This window comes from Rhodococcus sp. NPDC019050, assembly GCF_055664235.1.
In genome coordinates this window covers 154,121-174,715 of the sequence record NZ_JBVOON010000005.1, presented here as the reverse complement: position 1 = coordinate 174,715, position 20,595 = coordinate 154,121, and the positions used below count along the sequence as shown (strand labels likewise).

Genomic DNA, 20,595 nt, shown 5'->3' with positions numbered 1-20,595 from the left:
CACGGGGCAACCGCGACTACACAGTCGCCATGGCGGGAGCGACGACACTCCACGGCACCGACAACACGCAGTCGCGCATGCGGCGCCGCTGCGCAGGCACCGGCCACCCCTGCTCCCGGAGAAGATCGACCGTCGCGCGCCAACGGACCCGGGGGCCGAAGGACGCGTAGGGCGCGGCGGTCGCCCAGGCTCGGTCCGCGGCCTGCAACAACTCGTGAATGCCCTCGCCCGCAACGTTCCGGTGGATCAGGGCTTTCGGTAGACGCTCGGCGACGTCCGACGGGGTGGAGACGTGGAACGGGCTCCACGCCAAGGTGAGCGAGCGGGGGCCCTCGGCGTCGAGCAGCACCCACGCGCAGCGCCGGCCGAGTTCGTCGCACGTTCCGTCGATGAGGAGGCCACCGGGCGCGAGGCCGGCCCGCAGTTGGGCCCAGGCCGAATCCACGGCCTCTTCGGGGTATTGCCGCAACACGTTGAAGGCCCGGATCAGGACCGGGTGCAGTCCTGCGAGTTCGAACCCGCCCCGCGCGAACTCCACCCCGTCCCGGCCCGGAACCACCCGGTCCGGGTCGATCTCGAGGCCCACCATGCGTACGTCCGGGCGCACCGTCCGGAGACGGGCCGCCAGTTCCAGAGTCGTGACCGGCATCGCACCGTAGCCGAGGTCGACGACCAGGGGATCGGATGCTTCCTCGAGCGCACGCGCTACCTCCGGGTCGTGCATCGCCCAGCGGTCGCTACGCCGCAATCGATTGATCCCGGTGGTGCCGCGAGTGACGACACCGACCGGGCGCGTTCCGCGCACCCCGGGGGCTACCGACGACCGAGCCAGTCGGAGGTGATCGCCGCTTCGACGGCGAACACCTCGACCAGATTGGTCAATATCAAGTCTTCGAGTTTCCCGCCGACCAGCGGCAGGTGCACCTTCGCTTCGGAGGAGGTGCGCAGGGTGGTGCCGTCCTCGTGGCGGAACAGGTCCATCGTGCCGGTCAGGCGCCCCGGACCCGCAGGGACCGTCGCCTCGTAGCGCCCCGTGGACCGCTCGTCGAACGGGCCGTAGGTTTCCGTCCGGGTGATCACCATGTCCTTCTTCATGACGGTCCGGGCCAGGTCGGGGAGCTTCGACCGGGGGATCACGTGGTGCAGGACGACATGGATTCCGGCGTCGGATACGGCGAATTCTTCGACGTGGTTCTCGGAGTATTTGCGCATCTCACGGGTGCGCGCCTCCCAGTGGTCACGGTCGGCGAGCGCCCGATAGACCCGATCCGGGGGATACGGGAAGCGGGCAGAGTAGTCGGTACGCCGTGACACGGCAGGTCAGGGTACCGCCCGCCGGGGGCTACGAGGAAATCGCGGTCGGCAGGTCAGGCCGACCGGTCGCCTCCGAGCCACGACTCGGTGAACGTCTGTTCCGCCGCGAACAGGCCCACGAGTTCGTCGACGATGAGGCCCTCGATCTTGGAACCGAGGAAGGGAATCTTCACCTCGACCTGTCCTTCGATCACGACCATCGAATCGTTGCCGTCTCCCTGGAGGGTGAGAGTGCCCTCGACGTGTCCGGGCATGCCGTCCACCCGCGCCGAGAACTTGCCCTGCGCCCGGTCGCCGGTGAGCGGACCCCACGATTCCTGACGGCGGATCACCAGATCGCCCGGTCGGATACTCGTGACGACGTTCGGCAGCTGCTCGGCCGGGATGGCCTGCTGGAGGGTCAGGTCGATGGTGCCGTCGCCGGTGTCGACGGACTCCACCGCTGCGCCGGGCCCGCCGACCTTCGCCAGCCGGTTGTGCCAGTACTGCGGATCGACGAATGCCGCGTGCACCGCCGCGGGGGAGAACGAGTAGGTCACGGAGTGGTCGATAGGGCTGCCCATGCGGGGCACGCTACCGTTTGCAGGTGCTCGATCCACGAATCAGGGCACGGCTCGCCGCCGCGGGAGCCGTGACCTCCGAACAGGTACCGCTGTCCAGTCTGACGACGCTGCGTCTCGGCGGACCCGCCGAGTACCTCGCCGAATGCACGACCACAGATGCGTTGGTGCAGGTCGTGCGCCTGCTCGACGAGGAGAAGGTCCCCGTTCTCCTGCTCGCGGGCGGCTCCAACCTGGTGATCGGCGACAAGGGCTTCGACGGTGTCGTCGTGCGAATCGCGACCCGCGAGATCTCGATCTCCGATTCCGTGGTGCGCGCCGATGCCGGAGCCGTGTGGGACGACGTGGTCGCGGCCGCAGTCGCCGCCGGCGTCGGCGGGCTCGAATGCCTCTCGGGAATTCCGGGGTCCGCGGGTGCGACACCGGTTCAGAACGTCGGTGCCTACGGCGTCGAGGTGGGGTCGCTGCTGCGTCGTGTGCGACTTCTCGACCGCCGCTCGGGCGAGACCCGGTGGGTGGAGCCGGACGCGCTCGGTCTCGGCTATCGCACGAGCGTGCTCAAGCACTCCGAAGACGCCGTGGTCCTCGAGGTCGAATTCGACGTACGCGCCGACGGCATGAGCGCACCGCTCGGCTACCGCGAACTGGCCGACGCTCTCGGAGCCGAGCAGGGTGAACGCAGACCCACCGCCGAGGTCCGCGAGCACGTCCTGGGCTTGCGGCGTGGCAAAGGAATGGTTCTCGATCCGGACGACCCGGACACGTGGAGCGCCGGGTCGTTCTTCACCAATCCGGTCGTGCCCGACGAAGATCTTCCCCGTGTGCTCGCCGCGATCACCGCGCACGTGGGACCGGACGTGCGTATCCCCCGGTACCCCGCGGACCGGGGAACGAAGCTCTCGGCGGCATGGCTGATCGAACGCGCGGGATTCGCGAAGGGTTTCCCCGGACCGGCGGCTCCGGCGAGCCTGTCGACGAAACACACTCTCGCACTGACCAATCGCGGTTCAGCCACGACCGCGGATCTCGTTGCCTTGGCCCAGGAGATCCGCGATCGCGTCGAGGACGTGTTCGGAGTGCGCCTGCATCCCGAACCCGTCACCGTCGGCTGTGAAATCTGAAACGACGCGATCCGGCAGGCTAAGGCGTGGTGCGGTGGAAACGCCCCGCGCTCGCCTGATCGCGCGGCTTGACGACGATCTGATCGAGATTGACGTGCGACGGCCGTGACGCCACGAAACCGATGATCTCGGCGATGTCCTGGGCGACGAGTGGGGTGATTCCCTCGTACACCTTGTCGGCACGCTCCTGATCGCCCTCGAAGCGCACCAGCGAGAACTCCGTCTCGACGGCACCCGGCGCGATCTCGGTCAAGCGCACGGGCAGGCCCAGCAGTTCACCGCGCAACGTCCGGTGCAGTACGGCCTGAGCGTGCTTCGCGGTCGTGTACCCCGAACCGTTGTCGTACGCCTCGAGGGCGGCGACCGACGTGATCGTGACGATGAGGCCGTCACCGGAAGCGATGAGCTTGGGGATGAGAGCCTTCGTGATGCGGAGCGTGCCGAGCACGTTCGTCTCCCACATCCACCGCCAGTCGTCCTCGTCGGCCTCGGCGACCGTCGCGAGTCCCTTCGCGCCGCCGGCGTTGTTGATCAGCACGTCGACGCGGGGGATGACGGTGGTGAACGCGTCGACGGAGTCCTCGTCGGTCACGTCCAATTCGAGGGCGGTGCCACCGATTTCGTCGGCGAGGCGCTCGAGCCGGTCGAGTCGCCGCGCTCCGACCACCACGTGGAATCCTTGGGCGGCGAGTGTGCGTGCGGTGGCCTCGCCGATGCCGGACGATGCTCCGGTGACGACGGCGATGCGGGAGTCGGGAGAGATGGTCATGTTGCGATCGTAATGTCGTGCACGCCACCATCCGATTTATCCACACCCCTCGCTGCACGTGTTCCGGCGACGCACACGCGCAGCGAGGCCACTCGGGATATCGTGCGTTCATGCCTGAGGACGCCCGCAATCGCTTCGCGGAGGATGTGTTCGGCCACGTCGTCACCAAGGACGGCAAGGTCCTGATCTCGTGGCAGGGCAGGACCGTCACGACGGTCGCCGGCAAGGCCACCGACAAGCTCACCGCCCGGCTCGCGACCGCCGACCGACGCGAGGTGCAGCATCTGCTCGCCCGCGCCACCGGGCACTTCAAGCACTAGAGCCTCACCCACCGCCCCCGGCGCCCGACCTGCGAAGACGGCGGGTCGACGCTAACGTAGGCGCCCATGACGACCACTCGGGGGCGTTACAGCTCGGGGGAGCAGACCCGTATCCGGCTCGTGGAAGCCGCCGAACGTCTCTTCGCGCGTCACGGCTACGACGGCGTGACCCTCGCGGACATCCGTAAGGCCGCCGGCCAATACAACTCGTCGGTGATCGGCTACTACTTCGGCACCAAGGAAGGGCTGTTGCTGGCGGTCTTCAACCATCGCCTGCCCGCGGTGGACTCCGATCGCGACGCGCTGCTGACCGAATTGCTCGCAGCGAAGGGCAGATTGTCGACGCGGGATGCGTTGTGGGCGATCGTGAAACCGCTCGCCGGGACGATCGGACGTAACAATCATTACGTCGCCCTCCTGGACCGGCTGATGCACAGCGACCGGTTGCACGTTCCCGGAGCACATCCCGCGTCGGGGGAGACGGGACAGGACGCCGATCTCGCACTGCGCACGTCGATCGGGCACCTGCCGACCGACATCGGAAACCAGCGGCTCGACCTGGTGTACGCCAGCATCCTCGGGCGTCTCGCGCACTACGACCGCGGTGGACTTCCGCCGACACGCACCGAATTGATCGCTCTCGTCGACGCGTGGGAGGCGTTGCTTCTCGCACCGGTTTCGGCGGAGACGCACGATGCCCGTCGTGCTTCGTGAATGCCAGACCTGCTCCGCAACTGGACACCCGCGCGTTCTGGCGTTAAGTTTGCCCTCATGTCGGTCGGCCCCACCTCCACTCCGCGCGTCACGTATGTGACCGCCGCGCTGGGATCACGGCTGCCTCTGGCGCGCGAACTCTGTTGTCGCTGCTGCGGAAAGTAACTCCGCGCCGATTCTGATCCGGTTCCACGGATCTTCGTCCGGACGTGTCCACACGTCGTCGGTATTCGGTGCGTCGACCTCGTCTTTCGCCTTCCCGGATGTCGATCACTCCCCGGGGTCAGCAGCAAGGAACAGCCGTGAGCGCTCCCACTCTCTCTCCGTCCGCACTTCTCTCCCCGAGGTCTGCTCCGCGCGGTGTGGCGCGGACCGCCGCACCTGCCCGCGGCCGGACCCCGGCTCGCACCACGTCGTCGCAGGTCAGGATCGTTCCGCCCGATCTCCGGATCGCCGACGGTACGGGCGCCTCGGTCTTCCGTGTCGTTTCCAATCGTGGTCCCATCTCCCGCGATGTGATCGCAAAGGTGACCGGCGCGAGCGTTGCCACCGTCAACCGGCAGGTCACCGCGCTCCTCACCGCGGGTCTGCTCCGTGAACGCGCCGATCTCGCCGAATCCGGTGCGATCGGCCGGCCCCGGGTACCGGTCGAGGTCGATCACGAGCGGTACCTCACCGTCGGTATCCATATCGGAGCCGTGACCACCGGCATCGTGGCGAGCGATCTGCGCGGGCGCATCATCGGTGCCGTCGAGGTGCCCACACCGTCCGGCGACCAGAACATCGCCCTGGCCTCGATCACGGCCAGCGCCAGAGCTTTTGCCGCCCGCTGGCATCGCCGAACCCCGCTGTGGGTCGGAGTCGCGCTGGGAGGGCGCGTCGATTCGGTCACCGGACTCGCAGACCATCCCCGGCTGGGGTGGTCCGGTGCGCGTGTCGGTGCCGTCATCGGTGGTGGTTTCGGCCTGCCGATCTCCGTCTCCGCACACGTGGAGGCGATGGCGGCGTCCGAACTCCTCCTCACCCCCGAGCGGGACGCCACCGACCCCAAGGGCACGAGCCTGTACTTCTATGCACGTGAAACGGTCGGCGTCGCCCTCACATTCGACGGCAAGGTACACACGCCGACCGGCGGTCCGGGCTCGATTTCACACCTACCCACCGGGTCGTCCGCCGCGTGCACATGCGGGGCGGTCGGCTGCCTCGAGACGACGGTCAGCGACCGGGCGGTGGCGCTGCGTGCGCGCGCCGAAGGGGTCCTCGCCGACGGCGACGAGACGACCGTTCAGGCCGTGTATCGCCTCGCGCGGGCAGGGTCCGCACCGGCTCACGACCTGCTCGTCGAGCGGGCCACCGTCTTGGGGCGCACCGTCGGGATGCTCCGGGATCTGTTCAACCCGGACCGCGTGATCCTCGGTGGTCAGGCGTTCACCGAATACCCGGCCGCGGTGCCGCACGTCGCCGACGCATTCACGCGGTCGTCGACCTTGCCCCGCAAAGATATCCGCATCACGGGGTTCGGAAACCGGGTGCAGGCACACGCGGCAGGGGTGGTGTCGCTGAGTTCGCTGTACTCCGATCCGCTCGCCGCGATGCGACGAGCAGCAGCGGGGTAGGTGCCGGCGCGGCGCCGGTCAGACGAGGGGAGGTCCGTCCGTGGCGGCGGAGTCCGCTCCCCGCCGGTCGAGTTCGGCCCGGGCCCGGTCGAGACCACCGTGTTCGAGTGCGGCAAGACGGGACTCGCCGGACCACACCGTCTTTCCGCGTTCGCGCACGGTAACGGACATCGTTCCCGCGAGGTGTTCGATCGCGCCGGGGACGTTGCGCCTCTCGGCGGGCAGCGGGACCGGCAGGACGTGGGCCGATCCGATGGGTGAGGTCGCCTCGATCTCTATGCTCCATCGGCGGTTCCGTCCCTGCAACGACCAGGTCTCGTCGGTGACGTCGGCGCGCACCGGTGAGGTCACGGGGTTACCCAAGCGCACGACGCGCCCGTCCGGCAGGGCCACCACGACGGCGGTCACCTCGGTGCGCAGGGGGCCGGAATGCACCTGGCCGCCGGCGAACGCCACACACGCCTCGGAATCGGCGAACCCCTGCGCCTGTCCCCACCACCACGATTCGGGGAATCCGCCCTTGCCCCAGTTCTTCTCGCCGTAGACCTGGGCACCGTCGAGGTCCCACTTCTCGTCCCCGAGCACCGCGTACCCTTCGGCGCGGGCCCCGAGAAGCCACGGATGCCAATACTGGTTCAACGCCGGCACGGACTGGAACACGCTCGACCCGCCGAAACGGCGCCGGGGCCAGGGAAGCGTGGGAACGATCCGGACGTCGATTCGCCCGTCCTCACCGAGGTCCATCAGGACGCGGTCCGGGTCACCGCGGAACGCCGATCCTGCCGTCGCTCCCAGTTGCCCGACGTCCGCTGCCGCTTCGGGATGCGTAGTCGTACGCAGGAATCCGTTGGGATGCGCGGCGAGGCCCAGAGTGGCCCAATGCCCGTCGTCGGAACGGTTGACGCCGCACAGCGCGATGATCACCCGCCCGGTGTCGGGCTGGGTGAACCGCCAGAAGTAACCCTCCATCGCGACGCCGTGTGCGACGAGGGGATTGCCGAACGGAAGATCCGCGCCGGTCGCGCGATAGCGCTCGAGCAGAGACCTGTTGTTGCTCTCACGTGTCGCTCGGCGTCCTCGATGGTCCATCGGTTCTCCTTCTCGTCGGGTACGGCACGTCGTATCTCTAGAGTGGAAGCGAAGTTTCGTGGAGACCGGGCGGAGCCCCCCGCCGCCGGAACCATTCGGTGCCGAACGCGGCCCTCAACTCTTCGTCGCTCATACCCAGCATGGGGCCGAAATCGCCGATCTGCGACTCGTGTGCGTGCATCGCCGCGCGTTTGGCGGCGATGGCCGCGGACACGTCGACCGCGGTGGTCAATTCGCTCTCCGGCAAACCGAACGTGTCGAGGTCCGGCGGACGGGCGCCCTCCACCATCTCCGGGACCGCCGCGAACAGACGTTTCAGGTGATCGCGGTTCATGGAGGACTCGTATACGGCGTCGTGACCTGTCCGCGCCTCGGCGCGGACACCGACACGGTGCACCTGCACGTGGTCGGGGTGTCCGTATCCGCCGTTCGGGTCGTAGATCGTGACGGCGTCGGCTCCCTCCTCGTCGATCACGGCAGCGAGACGCGCGGCCGCCTCGTCGATGTCGACGTTCGCGAATGCACCCGGAGCGTTGTTGGCCGGTGTGCCCGCCATCCCGGAGTCGGCGTACCCGAAAGTCACCAGCCGCGACACCCCGAGGGCATCGGCGGAACGCTCGAGTTCGCGCAGCCTGCGCTCGGCAAGGGATTCACCGGGGGCGAGTAACCCGTCCGGGTGCTCGCCCTGCGCGCCGTCGGTGGCCACGACGAGTACGACCCGGTGCCCGGCGTCGGCCGCGAGCCGCATCGCACCGCCGGTGGTGAACACCTCGTCGTCGGGGTGAGCGTGAAAGCATAAGAGGACGCCCATACCGTGAATGCTGGCACGGAAAACTGATCCGTGGGGTTACCCGAGGTCGGAGGCGACCCGGGAGAGCGAAGAGAACGAGAGCACACGTGTCACAGAGGCTGGGCGGCTCGTACCGCGAGTTGTTCACCGCGCCGGGATCGGTCGCGTTCTGCGCTGCCGGATTCGTGGCGCGGTTGCCGATCGCGATGGTCGGGATCGGAATCGTCACCATGTTTTCGCAACTGCGAGGCAACTACGGACTCGGCGGTGCGTTGTCCGCGGTGTTCGCCTTGTCGTATGCGTTGTTCACACCGCTGGTGTCGCGGGCCGTCGACAGGCACGGGCAGCGACGGGTCCTGCCCGCCGCCGCGATCGTCAGCGCCACGGCGATCGTCGCGATGCTCGCGGGCGTACGACTCGAGGCTCCCGTCGCGTTGCTGTTCGTGTGTGCGCTTCCCGCGGGCCTGATGCCCACGATCGGGGCGATGGTCCGTGCCCGATGGACCGAGCTGTACGGCGGTACAGCCCAACTCCGGACGGCGTTCGCGCTCGAAGCGGTGATCGACGAGGTGTGCTTCATCGTCGGCCCGGTGCTGTCGGTGGGGCTCGGTGTGGCGCTGTTCCCCGAAGCCGGTCCGCTGCTCGCCGCGGTCCTGCTGCTCGTCGGCACGTTCACCCTCGCAGGTTTGCGGAAGACCGAACCGCCCGTGCACCGGCACCGCTCGGACACCCCCGGCGTCAAGCTGCTCCGCTTGCCCGCACTGCTGGCGATCATCGCGATGATGGTTGCGATCGGTGTGGTCTTCGCGGTGATCGACGTCGTGGCGGTCGCGTTCACCGCCGAGCGGGACGCCCCCGGCGCTGCGACCTTCGTGATCGCGTTGTTCGCGACGGGCTCGGCCCTGAGCGGTCTGGTGTTCGGCTCACGGGTGGCGAACTCCGCGCCGGCCCGCCAGTTGCTGATCGCGACGGCCGCGCTGTCGGTGTTGCTGTGGCCGCTGCTGCTCGCCGATGCGGTGCCCGTCCTCGCGGTGCTCTATCTGATCGCGGGTTGCGCGATCTCGCCCGCGATGATCGTCGCGACCTCCCTCACTCAGCAGATCGTGCCCGCGAGACAGCTCACCGAGTCCATCACGTGGACGGTGGCCGGGCTCGGGGTCGGAGTGGCCCTGGGATCGGCCGCGGTGGGCCAGGTCATCGATCACATCGGCGTCACTGCGGGGTTCGGTGTCGGCATCGCCGCCGGGCTGGTCGCGACGGGTTGCGCCGCGGGGATCCATCTTCGCTCCCGGATACAGTGACGCGCATGACAGTCCGCGAAGTTCTCAGCGCCGACGGCACCACCCTCGTCTACCGGGCATTCGGCCCGACGGCCGCTCAACCGCTCGTGCTCCTCCACGGCTGGGCGCAGTCCTCGAAATGCTGGGGGGATGGGGTTCTCGACGCGCTCGCCCAGAGCTTCCGGGTGATCGCCGTGGACCTGCGCGGCCACGGTTACTCCGGGGTGCCCGAGAGCGGCTACGACGACAGCAAGGCCTGGGCCGCGGACGTCGACGCGGTGTTCGTCGCGGAGGGCGTGTCCGAGCGCAACCCGGCCGTCCTGCTCGGATGGTCCTACGGCGGACTCGTGATCTGCGATTACCTCGCCACCCACGGTTCCGGCGCGGTGAGCGCAGTGATCCTGGTCGGCGCCGTTACGAGCCTCGGACGGGGAGAGAAGGGCGGACGGGTCGGCGCGGCGATGCGTGCCGCGATTCCCGCCGCGATGTCGGAGGACCCGCGCGAGGCGGTCCGCGCCCTGGGTTCGTTCGGGGACGCGCTGACCGGTCCGCCCGAAGGGAAGGGCGTCGTCTCCCAGGCCCTGTTCGGCACGAGCCTGACAACACCGCCGCGCGTGCGGGCCGCGCTGTTCGCCCGCACGGTGAGCAACGACGAGTTGCTGTCGGCTCTGGAGGTTCCCGTCCTCGTGCTCCACGGATCCGACGATTCGGTGGTCGACGTGTCGGCTGCGCACCATGTGGCATCGCTGGCACCGCGCGTCACACTCTCCATCTGGGACGGGGTCGACCACGGACCGTTCGTCGAGGATCCGAACCGGTTCGCCGACGAGGTCGCGCGATTCGTGTCGTCCGTCTAGCGGCAGCGCGCGGGGTGGCACCGGAGCCCGGTACGCGAGAGGTCGCTGCTCGCGCCGAACACCCGCAGGGCAGTATGGAGGGGTGACCTCCCAGCCCAGCCGTCCGCATCGCGTGGCCGTGATTTCGGTCCACACCTCACCGCTGGCACAGCCCGGCACCGGGGACGCGGGAGGCATGAACGTGTACGTGCTGCAGACCGCGATCGAGCTCGCACGTCGCGGAATCGAGGTGGAGATCTTCACCAGGGCGACCTCCTCGTCGGACCCGGCGGTGCAGCACGCCGCACCCGGCGTTCTGGTCCGCAATATCGCGGCGGGACCGTTCGAAGGGCTCGACAAACACGACCTGCCCACCCAGCTGTGCGCGTTCGCAGCGGGTGTTCTGCGCGAGGAAGCACGCCATCCCCAGGGGTACTACGACCTGGTCCATTCCCACTACTGGCTTTCCGGCCAGGTCGGCTGGCTCGCGCGCGACCGCTGGGGAGTGCCGCTCGTCCACACCGCCCACACCCTCGCCGCGGTGAAGAACGCGTCCCTCGCCGCAGGCGACACCCCGGAACCGGCAGCCCGCCAGATCGGCGAACAGCAGGTCGTCGCGGAGGCGGACCGGATGGTTGCGAACACCACCGACGAAGCTGCCCAGCTCGTGCGGATCTACGGTGCCGACCCGTCACGGATCGACGTGGTGGCGCCGGGAGCCGACCTGTCGCGCTACCGTCCGGGCGACCGCGACACGGCGCGCGCGGAACTCGGTCTCGATCCCCGTGAAACCGTCGTCACCTTCGTCGGCAGGATCCAGCCGCTCAAGGCTCCGGACGTGCTGCTGCGGGCGGCTGCTCAGGCCGTCGCCGACGCTCCGGATCTGCCGCTGCGGGTGCTCGTCGTCGGAGGACCCTCCGGCACCGGACTCGAGCGTCCGGACGCATTGATCGAACTCGCATCCGAACTGGGCATTGCGCCTCGCGTCACCTTCATGCCGCCGCAGCCGGCCGACCGTCTCGCCCAGGTGTATCGCGCGTCGGACCTGGTGGCCGTACCGAGCTATTCGGAGTCGTTCGGACTCGTCGCCATCGAAGCGCAGGCGTGCGGCACGCCGGTGCTCGCGGCGAACGTCGGCGGACTGGGCGTCGCTGTCCGGGACGGACAGACCGGCGTGCTCGTCGACGGGCACCGTATCGACGACTGGGCTGCGGCGCTGCGGTCGCTGGTCGGTGACCCCGCACGGTTGAAGACTCTCGCGGCGGCAGCGCCGAAGCATGCCGAGGGCTTTTCGTGGGAACACACCGCAGACGGATTGATCGACAGTTACCGGAAGGCAGGCATGAGGCGAAATCGTGCGTTCGGGACGAGTGAGCATGCACTTCGGCGGCAGCGCGGACTGTGGAAGCTTCGGCGCACCGGGGGAGTGAAGGCATGACCGCACGACTCGTCGAACTCATCGAGGCCACCCTTCGCGACCGGGAAATCGAGTACTCCCTCAAAGAGGGCGGGCACGTCGTCGTCGACCTGCCGGGTGAGAACAAGCTCAAGACCACCGTGCTGCTCTCGGCAGGTAACCACGGTGTTCGCGTCGAAGCGTTCGTATGCCGCAAACCCGACGAGAACTTCGAAGACGTCTTCAGGTACCTGCTGCGGCGCAATCGTCGCCTCTACGGCGTGGCGTACACGCTCGACAAAGCGGGCGACATCTATCTCGTGGGCCGGATTGCCGAGCACGCCGTGACTCCCGAGGAACTCGACGCAGTGCTCGGGCAGGTCCTCGAAGCGGCCGATTACGACTTCAACATCATTGTCGGTATCGGATTCATCTCGTCGATCAAGCGGGAGTGGGAATGGCGGGTCTCGCGCGGTGAACCGCTGCGAAATCTGGAGCCTTTCCGGCACCTCATCGAGGAGCAAACCGGGGTCGCATTCGACCCCGAAATCGGCGACAGCGAACCCGGAGAAGGAGTTTCGCGGGCGTAAGCCCTGCCCGGTTTGCGAGGCATACTCCGGTTGAGATTGTGACGCTGCTCACATAAAGCGGAGAGATTTACGGTCCCCAATCGACTCGGTTCTTCCGGTCGAACTGGGGATTTTCCGTATCACGGCCAGATTTCCTGGACGGGTGTGCAAGAAAACTTTGCCGTGACCGCTCCGTAACGAGCGCCTATCGTCGTTGTAGTCCCGAAATGAACGGGCGTTACCAACCGGCCCCGCCGCGCCGCCATCTCTGCCCCGCGGGTTGTTCGGAAATCACATGAAGTCAGGGCAGAGCGAGATCTGCGATCACCGGTTCGGAAACACGTCGACCGGGTCGCCGGGCGTAAGCCGTCTCGTACGCAGCAGGAGAGGATTCACCCCACATGGCCAAGTTCGACATCAAGCGCACCCTCGGCACCGTCGCTGCCACCGCAGCCCTCGTTGCCACCCCCTTCGCTCTGGGAACCGGTACTGCGAACGCAGCGTCCGGGAACTGGGACGCGGTCGCTCAATGCGAGAGCGGCGGCAACTGGGCTATCAACACCGGTAACGGCTACTACGGCGGTCTGCAGTTCTCGCAGAGCACCTGGGAGGCCTACGGCGGTACGGGCTACGCGCACAACGCGTCCCGTGAGGAGCAGATCCGTATCGCCGAGAACGTGCTGGCGGGCCAGGGCCCGGGCGCGTGGCCAACCTGCGGTCAGTACCTCTGATCCTTCGGGTCGAGAGTTCCGACCTTCGGTCGACCGGAGCCCTGTGCGCGACATCGTTCGCGCACAGGGCTTTTCGGTGTTCCGAGCCGTTCCGACCCTCCGGCGGGGACTGTGACGAGCATGCTGTGATCGCCCTCACATCCTTGCGGTATGGTTGCGCGCGACCCAACGGCACGCGTGCCGACGCAGCACGGAGGAGAAAACATGAGTTTCCGCAGCCCTTTTCCCGACGTCGACATACCTGCGCTGAGTGTGTACGACTTCCTGTTCGGCTCGATCGAGGAAGCCGACCTCGACAGACCGGCGCTGATCGACGGCCCGACCGGGGCTGTGACCGACTATCGGACGCTCATCGCACAGGTGGACGGGATCGCCGGAGCGCTTGCGGCACGAGGAATCGGTGTGGGGGACGTCGTCGGCCTTCTCTCGCCCAACGTTCCGGCGTTTGCCGCGGTGTTCCACGGCATCCTGCGGTCCGGCGCGACCGCCACCACGATCAACGCGCTGTACACCGCCGCGGACATCGTCAAGCAACTCGAAGACTCGGGCGCAAAAGCCCTCCTGACGGTCTCGCCGTTGCTCCCACAAGCGGCAGAGGCGGCAGCGGCGGTGGGGATCCCCGCCGACCTGCTCATCGTTCTCGACGGCGCCGAGGGCCATCCGTCGCTGCGTGACCTGCTCGCCGAGGGTGCACATGCGCCCGACGTGAGCTTCGACCCGGCGACGCACCTTGCGGTGCTGCCGTATTCGTCGGGTACCACCGGCCGCCCCAAGGGCGTGATGCTGACGCATCGCAACCTCGTCGCGAATGTGTGCCAGATCAATCCCCGGATGGGCATCGGACGCGACGACCGGGTGCTCGCGGTGTTGCCCTTCTTCCACATCTACGGCATGACCGTGCTTCTCAATGCGGCACTGTCGAAGCGGGCGACGCTGGTGACGATGCCGAAATTCGACCTCGTCGAGTTCCTCACCCTGATCTCCGAACGCAAGTGCACGTACATCTTCATCGCTCCGCCGGTCGCGGTGGCGCTCGCGAAGCACCCGCTCGTCGATCAGTACGACCTTTCGAGCATCCACACCGTGTTCTCGGGGGCGGCGCCGCTCGACAAGGTGCTGGGCGGTGCGGTCGCGGCGCGCCTCGGGTGCAATGTTCGTCAGGGTTACGGAATGTCCGAAATGAGCCCGGTGTCCCACGCGATCCCGTTCTACGACAACGACACCGAGTTGGATTCCGTCGGGTTCACGGTGCCGAACATGGAATGCAAGATCGTGGATCCGGCCACCGGTGAGGAAGTCGAGTATCCCACCGGGGACGGGGTCTCCGAGCCGGGCGAACTGTGGTGCAAGGGGCCGAACATCATGGCCGGATACCTCGGAAACGACGCGGCGACCGCCGAAACGCTCGACGCCGACGGCTACCTGCACACCGGGGACATCGCCACCGTGGATGCGCACGGAGTGGTCCGGATCGTGGACCGACTGAAGGAACTGATCAAGTACAAGGGTTATCAGGTGCCGCCCGCGGAACTCGAGGCGCTGTTGCTGACCCATCCGCAGATCGCAGATGCGGCCGTGATCGGTGTCTCCGACGAGGACGGGGAAGAAGTTCCGAAGGCATTCGTTGTGCGACAGCCCGATTCGTCGCTGACCGAGGACGAGGTGATCGGGTTCGTCGCCGAACGGGTCTCCCCGTACAAGAAGGTCCGGCAGGTGCAGTTCATCGACATCGTCCCGAAGTCGGCTGCGGGCAAGATTCTCCGCAAGGATCTGCGGACGCCGACCGCGTAGGCGCCGGGGAATCGAACCGGGTCCGGCCGCGAAATCGCTCGCGGCCGGACCCGCATTCATGGGGTGGGCCCGCGGAATCAGCCCGCCAGAATGTGGGGCAATCCGGCGCGATACCGGTCGGCGTCGACGCGCCGGAACGGTTCGAGTTCGGGTGGCTCGTGGAGGCGATACATCGCCGGGGGCGCAGCGGGGGAACCCGCGACGGCGAGCAGGGCCGACACGGCGGCCCGCGCCGACTCGTTCGCGGATTCCATTGTGGCCAGGTCGATATCGGTCCGGACGTAGTCACCGGCGAGAAAAAGGTTGGGAATCGCCGTGTGTGCCTCCGGCCTGTTCTTCCGCGACCCGGCGGTGTTGATGAGCAGCGGCGTGTCGTTGGTGTTCCGCCCGGTCGCGGCGTTCCAGCGCACCCCGGGGTCGAGGAACCACGACACGAGGTCCTCGTCCCGGAGCACGGGTTCGCCCACGTCGTTGAGGCACTTCTGCATCTGTACCCAGGTCTCGCGTGCAATCTCCTCGGGTGTGCATTCCTTGGCGATCTTCCCGTAGAGGATGCCCGGGGTGTCCCAGTCGGAGATGTCGACCGACAGGCAGTCGTGGGCACTTCCGTCTCCGTAGCGCGCCGCGAAGTCGCCTCTCCAGAACTGTGCCTGGCTGATCGAGGTCAATGCCCACGGAGTGCCCAGATAGGCCACGTGTCCCTGCGCGATCCGAGTGGGTGTGCGGAGGAAGTACTGGACACCCACCATCCAGTCGGTGACCAGATTGCGCATGAGTTCGAGCCGCGGGTCGGCGTCGCGGATGCTCGGCGACCACAGCGGCACCGCGCGCTCGACCGGCATGGCGGATACGAACCAGTCGGCGTCGGCCACCGCCCGGGTTCCCGAACCGTGCGCCATGCGGGCGCCGGTGATACGGCCTCCGGAGTAATCGAACGCTTCGGCGCGCCAACCCATTTCGATCTTCACCCCGTGGTCTTGCAGGAGTTGCGCCCAGGGGTCGATCCAGGCTTCGTTCGTGGGGGCGGAGAGCAACCTGTCGAGGTGCCCGTAGGCGGGGACGGTACCGAGAGCGTTCCAGACGAATGCCTGACCCATGACGCCGATGGTGCGGGTGGAGGCGGACTGTGGCCGTGCCGCGACGAGTTGTCGTGTGAGCGCCGAGACGAGAATGTCGCGGTAGCCCTGCGACTTGCCCTCCGCTTCGAGAGTCTGTGACCACGTCTGGTTCTCCCACTCGTCGTCGCGCCGTTCGAGGCAACTCGTCAGGAACATCACGAGTTTGCGTGCGAACAGGGCGAGTTCGTGGGGTGGAATGGCGCCGCCCAGGGAGAAGGCGGCGCCGAGGGACTGCTGCAGCGAGTCGAGGTCGTAGACGTCGAGTCGCAGCGGCGAAATCGAGGCGGGGGCGGTGAGGTCCGGCCCTCCCGCAATCGACATCCGGAAAGCCGGTCCGGCAACGAGATTGTCGAACACGCCGTTCGCGTTGCCGGGAAAGGGTATACGCCGCATCGTATCCGGGATGTGCTGGTAGAAGCCGGGAAAGAAGCGGAACCCGTGTTCTCCCGGGAGGTCGAGACGCCCGCCGGCGCTCGTGTCGGGCGACGGGATGCTGCGCGCCTTTCCGCCGAGTGCGGTCGGCTCGTAGACCGTGACATCGAACCCGCGCTCGACGAGTTCGTGAGCGGCCGCGAGCCCGGCCATTCCGCCGCCCAGGATCGCGACGCGGCGGCCCGTGGAGTGGACCGCCGGTGCCCGTCGTCCCGGGCGGGTCGCCGCGCCCGGCGGACGGGCCCCGGCGGCGGCCGGGAGCGCCGCGGCGGCGCCGAGGGCGCCCAGCGCGGTGAGGACGGAGCGACGGGACAGGCGTGCGTCTGACATGGAACCCCCCAGGTCGGCAATGACGACGATGACCGAACCGTGCGTCCCCCGGTCGATAGTGGCAACGCACGTTGTCGAATATGGCCGATAATTGCCCCTCCCGTGGGCGAAATCGCTGTCGCAGCGTGTCAGGATTGGACCATGAGTATCGGAACACTGGTTCTGCTCCGCCACGGCGAGAGCGAATGGAACGCGATGAACCTGTTCACCGGCTGGGTGGACGTGCATCTCACCGACAAGGGCGTCGCCGAGGGCAAGCGCGCCGGCGCGCTGCTCGCGGAGCAGGGCGTGCTGCCCGACATCGTCTACACCTCGCTGCTGCGCCGTGCCATCAGCACGGCGAACTTCGCGCTCGACGCCGCCGACCGGCACTGGATCCCCGTGGTCCGCGACTGGCGGCTCAACGAGCGTCACTACGGCGCGCTGCAGGGCAAGAACAAGTCCGAGATCAAGGACGAGTTCGGTGAGGAACAGTTCATGCTGTGGCGCCGCAGCTACGACACCCCGCCGCCGCCGATCGAGCCCGGCTCGAAGTACAGCCAGGACACCGACGTCCGGTACTCGAACCTCGACGAGGTTCCGCTCACCGAGTGCCTGAAGGATGTCGTCGAGCGTTTCGTTCCCTACTGGGAGTCGACGATCTCGCAGGATCTGCGGGCGGGAAAGACGGTGCTGATCACCGCGCACGGCAACTCGCTGCGCGCGCTCGTCAAGCACCTCGACGGCATCTCCGACGAGGACATCGCCGGGTTGAACATTCCCACCGGTATTCCGCTCCGGTACGACCTGGACGAGAACCTGCGCCCGCTGAACCCGGGTGGCACCTACCTCGACCCCGAGGCCGCAGCGGCCGGCGCCGCGGCAGTGGCCAACCAGGGCGCGAAGAAGTAATGCCGTCGCCGCGCCCGCGCGACGCTTTCGTACGGGCGCGGCAAACGGTGGATGAACAACCGGACAATGCCCGCAAAATAGGGTGTGACGTGCGGTGAACGTCGTCGACCCGGTGTCGTCCGCCGTGCAGGTGTTACTACGATTCTCATCGTGAGTGTTACGCAGGCGGTCCTGCTGGCAATCGTTGCCGCGGTCCTCGGCGCCGTTCTCGCCCTGACGGTGTCGCGGTCCACCCGGCGACGCCGCGCCGCCGAGCGCACCGAAGCCGGGCCCACCATGGCGGACGTCCTGGATCGCGTGGTCTACAGATCCTCGACCGGAATCGCCGTGGTCGACAAGTTCCACGACGTGATTCTCTTCAATCCCCGGGCCGAAGAACTCGGCCTCGTCCGCAACCGCCTCATCGAGGATCGTGCCTGGGCGGTGGCAAACCGGGTCCTCGAGACGGGCGCGCCCCTCGAACTCGACCTCAGCCCCAAGACTCCCCACGGACGCGACCACATCTCGGTGCGCTGCACGGCGCGGATCCTGCTCGAGGACGACCGCCGGTTCGTCGTTCTCTACGCACAGGACGACTCCGAACACGTGCGGATGGAAGCGACCCGCCGTGACTTCGTCGCCAACGTCAGTCACGAGTTGAAGACCCCGGTCGGCGCGATGGGCCTCCTGGCCGAAGCACTCCTCGAGTCCGCCGACGATCCCGACAGCGTCCGGCACTTCGGCCGGCGGGTGCAGAGCGAGGCGGTGCGCCTCGGCAACCTGGTCACCGAACTGATCGCCCTGTCGAAGCTCCAGGGGGCGGAGAAACTGCCCGACCTCGAGGTCGTCGACGTGGACGCGGTGATCGAGGAGTCGCTCGCGCGTACGCGGCTCACCGCGGAGAACGCCGACATCGACATCACCACCGACAAGCCCTGCGGATACGAGGTGCTGGGCGACCGGACCCTTCTCGTGACGGCGCTGACCAACCTGATCGCGAACGCAATCGCCTACTCGCCTCCGGGCTCGCCCGTGTCCGTGAGCCGCTCACTGCGCGACGGAAAGGTCGCGATCGCCGTCACCGACCGGGGGATCGGCATCGAGAAGGACTATCAGGAGCGCGTGTTCGAACGGTTCTTCCGCGTCGACGCGGCACGCTCGCGTGCCACCGGCGGTACCGGACTTGGCCTGGCGATCGTCAAGCACGTCGCCGCGAACCACAACGGCGAGATCACTCTCTGGAGCAAACCGGGGACCGGGTCCACGTTCACGCTGCAAATCCCCGCCCACTTCGAGGGGCCGGACGACGAGAATGCTCTGGCGGACCGAGAAGTCGGAGCCGGCCAGTGACAACCGACGCCGCCCCGCAACCGGGACGGCTCCGAGGAAAACCATGGAGGGCAAGGCAGTGACCCGTGTGCTGATCGTCGAGGACGAGGAATCGCTGGCGGATCCGCTCGCCTTCCTGCTGCGCAAGGAAGGGTTCGAGGCGACGATCGTGGGCGACGGACCTTCCGCGCTCGCGGAGTTCGATCGTGTGGGCGCCGACATCGTCCTGCTGGATCTGATGCTGCCGGGGATGAGCGGAACCGACGTGTGCAAGCAGTTGCGCAGTCGCTCGGGTGTCCCGGTGATCATGGTGACCGCCCGCGACAGCGAAATCGACAAGGTGGTGGGCCTCGAACTCGGAGCCGACGACTACGTCACCAAGCCGTACTCGGCGCGCGAACTCATCGCCCGCATCAGGGCGGTGCTGCGACGTGGCGCCGACACGGAGACCGAGAGCGCGCAGCCCGACGGGGTTCTCCAGGCCGGCCCGGTGCGCATGGACGTCGACCGCCACGTCGTGCTCGTCAACGGCGAACAGGTGTCGTTGCCGCTCAAGGAATTCGACCTGCTCGAATACCTGCTGAGAAACTCCGGGCGGGTCCTCACACGAGGTCAGCTCATCGACCGCGTCTGGGGTGCCGACTACGTGGGCGACACCAAGACGCTCGACGTCCACGTCAAGAGACTCCGATCGAAGATCGAAGCCGATCCGGCCAACCCGCAGCATCTCGTCACCGTGCGAGGACTCGGCTACAAACTCGAGGAGTGACGCCCGCCCCGCGCGACGTCACGAATGGTTGTGCGCGGCGGTGGTTGCCGGGTGGACCGCGACGAGTCCGAGCCCCTGGCGGCGACGGCACAGGCGTGCCAGTTCGTCGTAGGCGGCGGCGCCGAGCAACTCGGTGAGTTCGGGCGCGTACGACTGCCACACCGGGCGCTGACCGACGTGGGCGTCGGGGGAGCCGGAGCAGTACCAGTCGAGGTCGTGCCCGCCCTCGCCCCAGCCGCGACGGTCGTACTCGGTGATGACGGTCCGCAGGATGTCGGTTCCGTCGGGACGTTCGATCCAGTCCTGGGTGCGGCGGATCGGAAGCTGCCAGCACACGTCCGGCTTCATCTCGAGCGGTTCGATGCCGCGACGCAGAGCCATCTTGTGCAGTGCGCATCCGACCCCGCCCTCGAAGCCGGGCCGGTTGAGGAAGATGCACGCACCCTTGTATCGGCGTGTGCGCAGCGCGGGCTCGTCCTCGAGTTCGTCCTCTTCGACGAAACCCTTCTTCCCGAGGCCCTTGTCCATGAACTGCCAGTCGTCGGGCGTGAGATGTTTCACTGCCTCCACGAGCTTGACGCGATCGTCCTCGTCGGAGAGGAAAGCGCCGTGCGAGCAGCACCCGTCGTCGGGTCTCCCGGCGATGATGCCCTGGCAGGCAGGCGTGCCGAACACGCAGGTCCACCGGGAGAGCAACCACGTCATGTCGGCTGCGATGAGGTGCTCGTCGTTGTCGGGGTCGTAGAACTCGACCCACTCACGCGGGAAGTCGAGGGGAACTTCCGGGGCCGGGTCGAGCTTGCGGGCGGCGCCGGGCATACCTGCTGTCACAAGTCCCGACGGTAGACCCA

At 67.6% G+C, this 20,595-nt stretch carries 20 protein-coding genes and 1 pseudogene; 13 read left to right on the top strand and 8 right to left on the bottom strand.

All coding sequences use genetic code 11. The annotated features are described in order from the left end of the window. Nucleotides 1–16: 16 nt before the first annotated feature. The 3 genes from AC0B44_RS08545 to AC0B44_RS08535 are packed head-to-tail and all read right to left on the bottom strand — an operon-like array spanning nt 17 to nt 1,877. Complete coding sequence (locus AC0B44_RS08545) at nt 17–805, bottom strand: class I SAM-dependent methyltransferase (RefSeq protein WP_471902458.1); 789 nt, start codon at nt 803–805, stop codon at nt 17–19. A gap of 8 nt (nt 806–813) precedes the next feature. After that, a complete protein-coding gene (locus tag AC0B44_RS08540) occupies nt 814–1,314 on the bottom strand; it encodes a DUF2505 domain-containing protein (RefSeq protein WP_471902457.1) in 501 nt (166 codons plus the stop codon). Nucleotides 1,315–1,367: 53 nt separating this feature from the next. Then, nucleotides 1,368–1,877, bottom strand: coding sequence for a DUF2505 domain-containing protein (locus tag AC0B44_RS08535; protein WP_471902456.1), 510 nt, complete (start codon nt 1,875–1,877; stop codon nt 1,368–1,370). 23 nt (nt 1,878–1,900) lie between these two features. Between AC0B44_RS08535 and AC0B44_RS08530 the strand changes: the two genes are divergently transcribed. Beyond that, nucleotides 1,901–2,995, top strand: a complete 1,095-nt coding sequence (locus AC0B44_RS08530) for a UDP-N-acetylmuramate dehydrogenase (protein WP_471902455.1) — start codon at nt 1,901–1,903, stop codon at nt 2,993–2,995. Between the two features lie 19 nt (nt 2,996–3,014). Here AC0B44_RS08530 and AC0B44_RS08525 read toward each other — a convergent pair whose 3' ends face one another. Beyond that, on the bottom strand, nt 3,015–3,764 hold the full coding sequence (locus tag AC0B44_RS08525) for an SDR family NAD(P)-dependent oxidoreductase (protein WP_471902454.1): 750 nt from the start codon (nt 3,762–3,764) through the stop codon (nt 3,015–3,017). Between the two features lie 110 nt (nt 3,765–3,874). Here AC0B44_RS08525 and AC0B44_RS08520 point away from each other — a divergent pair, with 110 nt between their 5' ends. From AC0B44_RS08520 to AC0B44_RS08510, 3 genes are all read left to right on the top strand, one after another. Continuing rightward, the gene (locus tag AC0B44_RS08520) at nt 3,875–4,084 is read left to right on the top strand and encodes a hypothetical protein (RefSeq protein ID WP_471902453.1); all 210 of its coding nucleotides are present in this window, start codon (nt 3,875–3,877) and stop codon (nt 4,082–4,084) included. A 66-nt stretch (nt 4,085–4,150) separates the two neighbouring features. Continuing rightward, the gene (locus AC0B44_RS08515) at nt 4,151–4,798 is read left to right on the top strand and encodes a TetR/AcrR family transcriptional regulator (protein WP_471902452.1); all 648 of its coding nucleotides are present in this window, start codon (nt 4,151–4,153) and stop codon (nt 4,796–4,798) included. Between the two features lie 302 nt (nt 4,799–5,100). Continuing rightward, a complete protein-coding gene (locus AC0B44_RS08510; protein WP_471902451.1) occupies nt 5,101–6,414 on the top strand; it encodes an ROK family transcriptional regulator in 1,314 nt (437 codons plus the stop codon). An 18-nt stretch (nt 6,415–6,432) separates the two neighbouring features. Here AC0B44_RS08510 and AC0B44_RS08505 read toward each other — a convergent pair whose 3' ends face one another. Together AC0B44_RS08505 and AC0B44_RS08500 are read right to left on the bottom strand one after the other, a co-directional pair. Then, nucleotides 6,433–7,503, bottom strand: a complete 1,071-nt coding sequence (locus tag AC0B44_RS08505) for a tocopherol cyclase family protein (RefSeq protein WP_471902450.1) — start codon at nt 7,501–7,503, stop codon at nt 6,433–6,435. A 37-nt stretch (nt 7,504–7,540) separates the two neighbouring features. After that, nucleotides 7,541–8,314: a PIG-L family deacetylase gene (locus AC0B44_RS08500; protein WP_471902449.1), complete on the bottom strand. Its 774-nt coding sequence runs from the start codon at nt 8,312–8,314 to the stop codon at nt 7,541–7,543. A gap of 98 nt (nt 8,315–8,412) precedes the next feature. Between AC0B44_RS08500 and AC0B44_RS08495 the strand changes: the two genes are divergently transcribed. From AC0B44_RS08495 to AC0B44_RS08470, 6 genes and pseudogenes are all read left to right on the top strand, one after another. Then, nucleotides 8,413–9,594, top strand: coding sequence for an MFS transporter (locus AC0B44_RS08495; RefSeq protein ID WP_471902533.1), 1,182 nt, complete (start codon nt 8,413–8,415; stop codon nt 9,592–9,594). 5 nt (nt 9,595–9,599) lie between these two features. Beyond that, nucleotides 9,600–10,430: an alpha/beta fold hydrolase gene (locus tag AC0B44_RS08490; RefSeq protein WP_471902448.1), complete on the top strand. Its 831-nt coding sequence runs from the start codon at nt 9,600–9,602 to the stop codon at nt 10,428–10,430. Between the two features lie 82 nt (nt 10,431–10,512). After that, complete coding sequence (gene mshA, locus AC0B44_RS08485) at nt 10,513–11,847, top strand: D-inositol-3-phosphate glycosyltransferase (RefSeq protein WP_471902447.1); 1,335 nt, start codon at nt 10,513–10,515, stop codon at nt 11,845–11,847. Then, the gene (locus tag AC0B44_RS08480; RefSeq protein WP_471902446.1) at nt 11,844–12,395 is read left to right on the top strand and encodes a type III secretion system chaperone family protein; all 552 of its coding nucleotides are present in this window, start codon (nt 11,844–11,846) and stop codon (nt 12,393–12,395) included. The genes mshA and AC0B44_RS08480 overlap by 4 nt, the downstream gene beginning before the upstream one ends. 380 nt (nt 12,396–12,775) lie before the next feature. After that, nucleotides 12,776–13,102: pseudogene (locus AC0B44_RS08475) on the top strand (transglycosylase family protein); the annotation flags it as partial. 207 nt (nt 13,103–13,309) lie between these two features. Next, nucleotides 13,310–14,896: a 4-coumarate--CoA ligase family protein gene (locus AC0B44_RS08470; protein ID WP_471902445.1), complete on the top strand. Its 1,587-nt coding sequence runs from the start codon at nt 13,310–13,312 to the stop codon at nt 14,894–14,896. 77 nt (nt 14,897–14,973) lie between these two features. Here AC0B44_RS08470 and AC0B44_RS08465 read toward each other — a convergent pair whose 3' ends face one another. Continuing rightward, nucleotides 14,974–16,776 (bottom strand): hydroxysqualene dehydroxylase, encoded by a 1,803-nt coding sequence (locus AC0B44_RS08465; protein ID WP_471902444.1) that lies wholly within the window; start codon nt 16,774–16,776, stop codon nt 14,974–14,976. Between the two features lie 141 nt (nt 16,777–16,917). Between AC0B44_RS08465 and AC0B44_RS08460 the strand changes: the two genes are divergently transcribed. The 3 genes from AC0B44_RS08460 to AC0B44_RS08450 all read left to right on the top strand — a co-directional run bounded on the left by AC0B44_RS08460 (nt 16,918) and on the right by AC0B44_RS08450 (nt 19,744). Beyond that, nucleotides 16,918–17,667 carry a phosphoglyceromutase gene (locus tag AC0B44_RS08460; RefSeq protein ID WP_471902443.1) on the top strand — a complete coding sequence of 250 codons (750 nt, stop codon included), beginning with the start codon at nt 16,918–16,920 and terminating at the stop codon, nt 17,665–17,667. A 150-nt stretch (nt 17,668–17,817) separates the two neighbouring features. Beyond that, nucleotides 17,818–18,996: a sensor histidine kinase gene (locus AC0B44_RS08455; protein ID WP_471902442.1), complete on the top strand. Its 1,179-nt coding sequence runs from the start codon at nt 17,818–17,820 to the stop codon at nt 18,994–18,996. A 58-nt stretch (nt 18,997–19,054) separates the two neighbouring features. Next, a complete protein-coding gene (locus tag AC0B44_RS08450) occupies nt 19,055–19,744 on the top strand; it encodes a winged helix-turn-helix domain-containing protein (protein ID WP_471902532.1) in 690 nt (229 codons plus the stop codon). An 18-nt stretch (nt 19,745–19,762) separates the two neighbouring features. On the opposite strand, the gene AC0B44_RS08445 is transcribed toward AC0B44_RS08450, so the two are convergent. Then, nucleotides 19,763–20,563 (bottom strand): DUF3109 family protein, encoded by an 801-nt coding sequence (locus AC0B44_RS08445; protein ID WP_471902531.1) that lies wholly within the window; start codon nt 20,561–20,563, stop codon nt 19,763–19,765. Between the last annotated feature and the right edge of the window lie 32 nt (nt 20,564–20,595).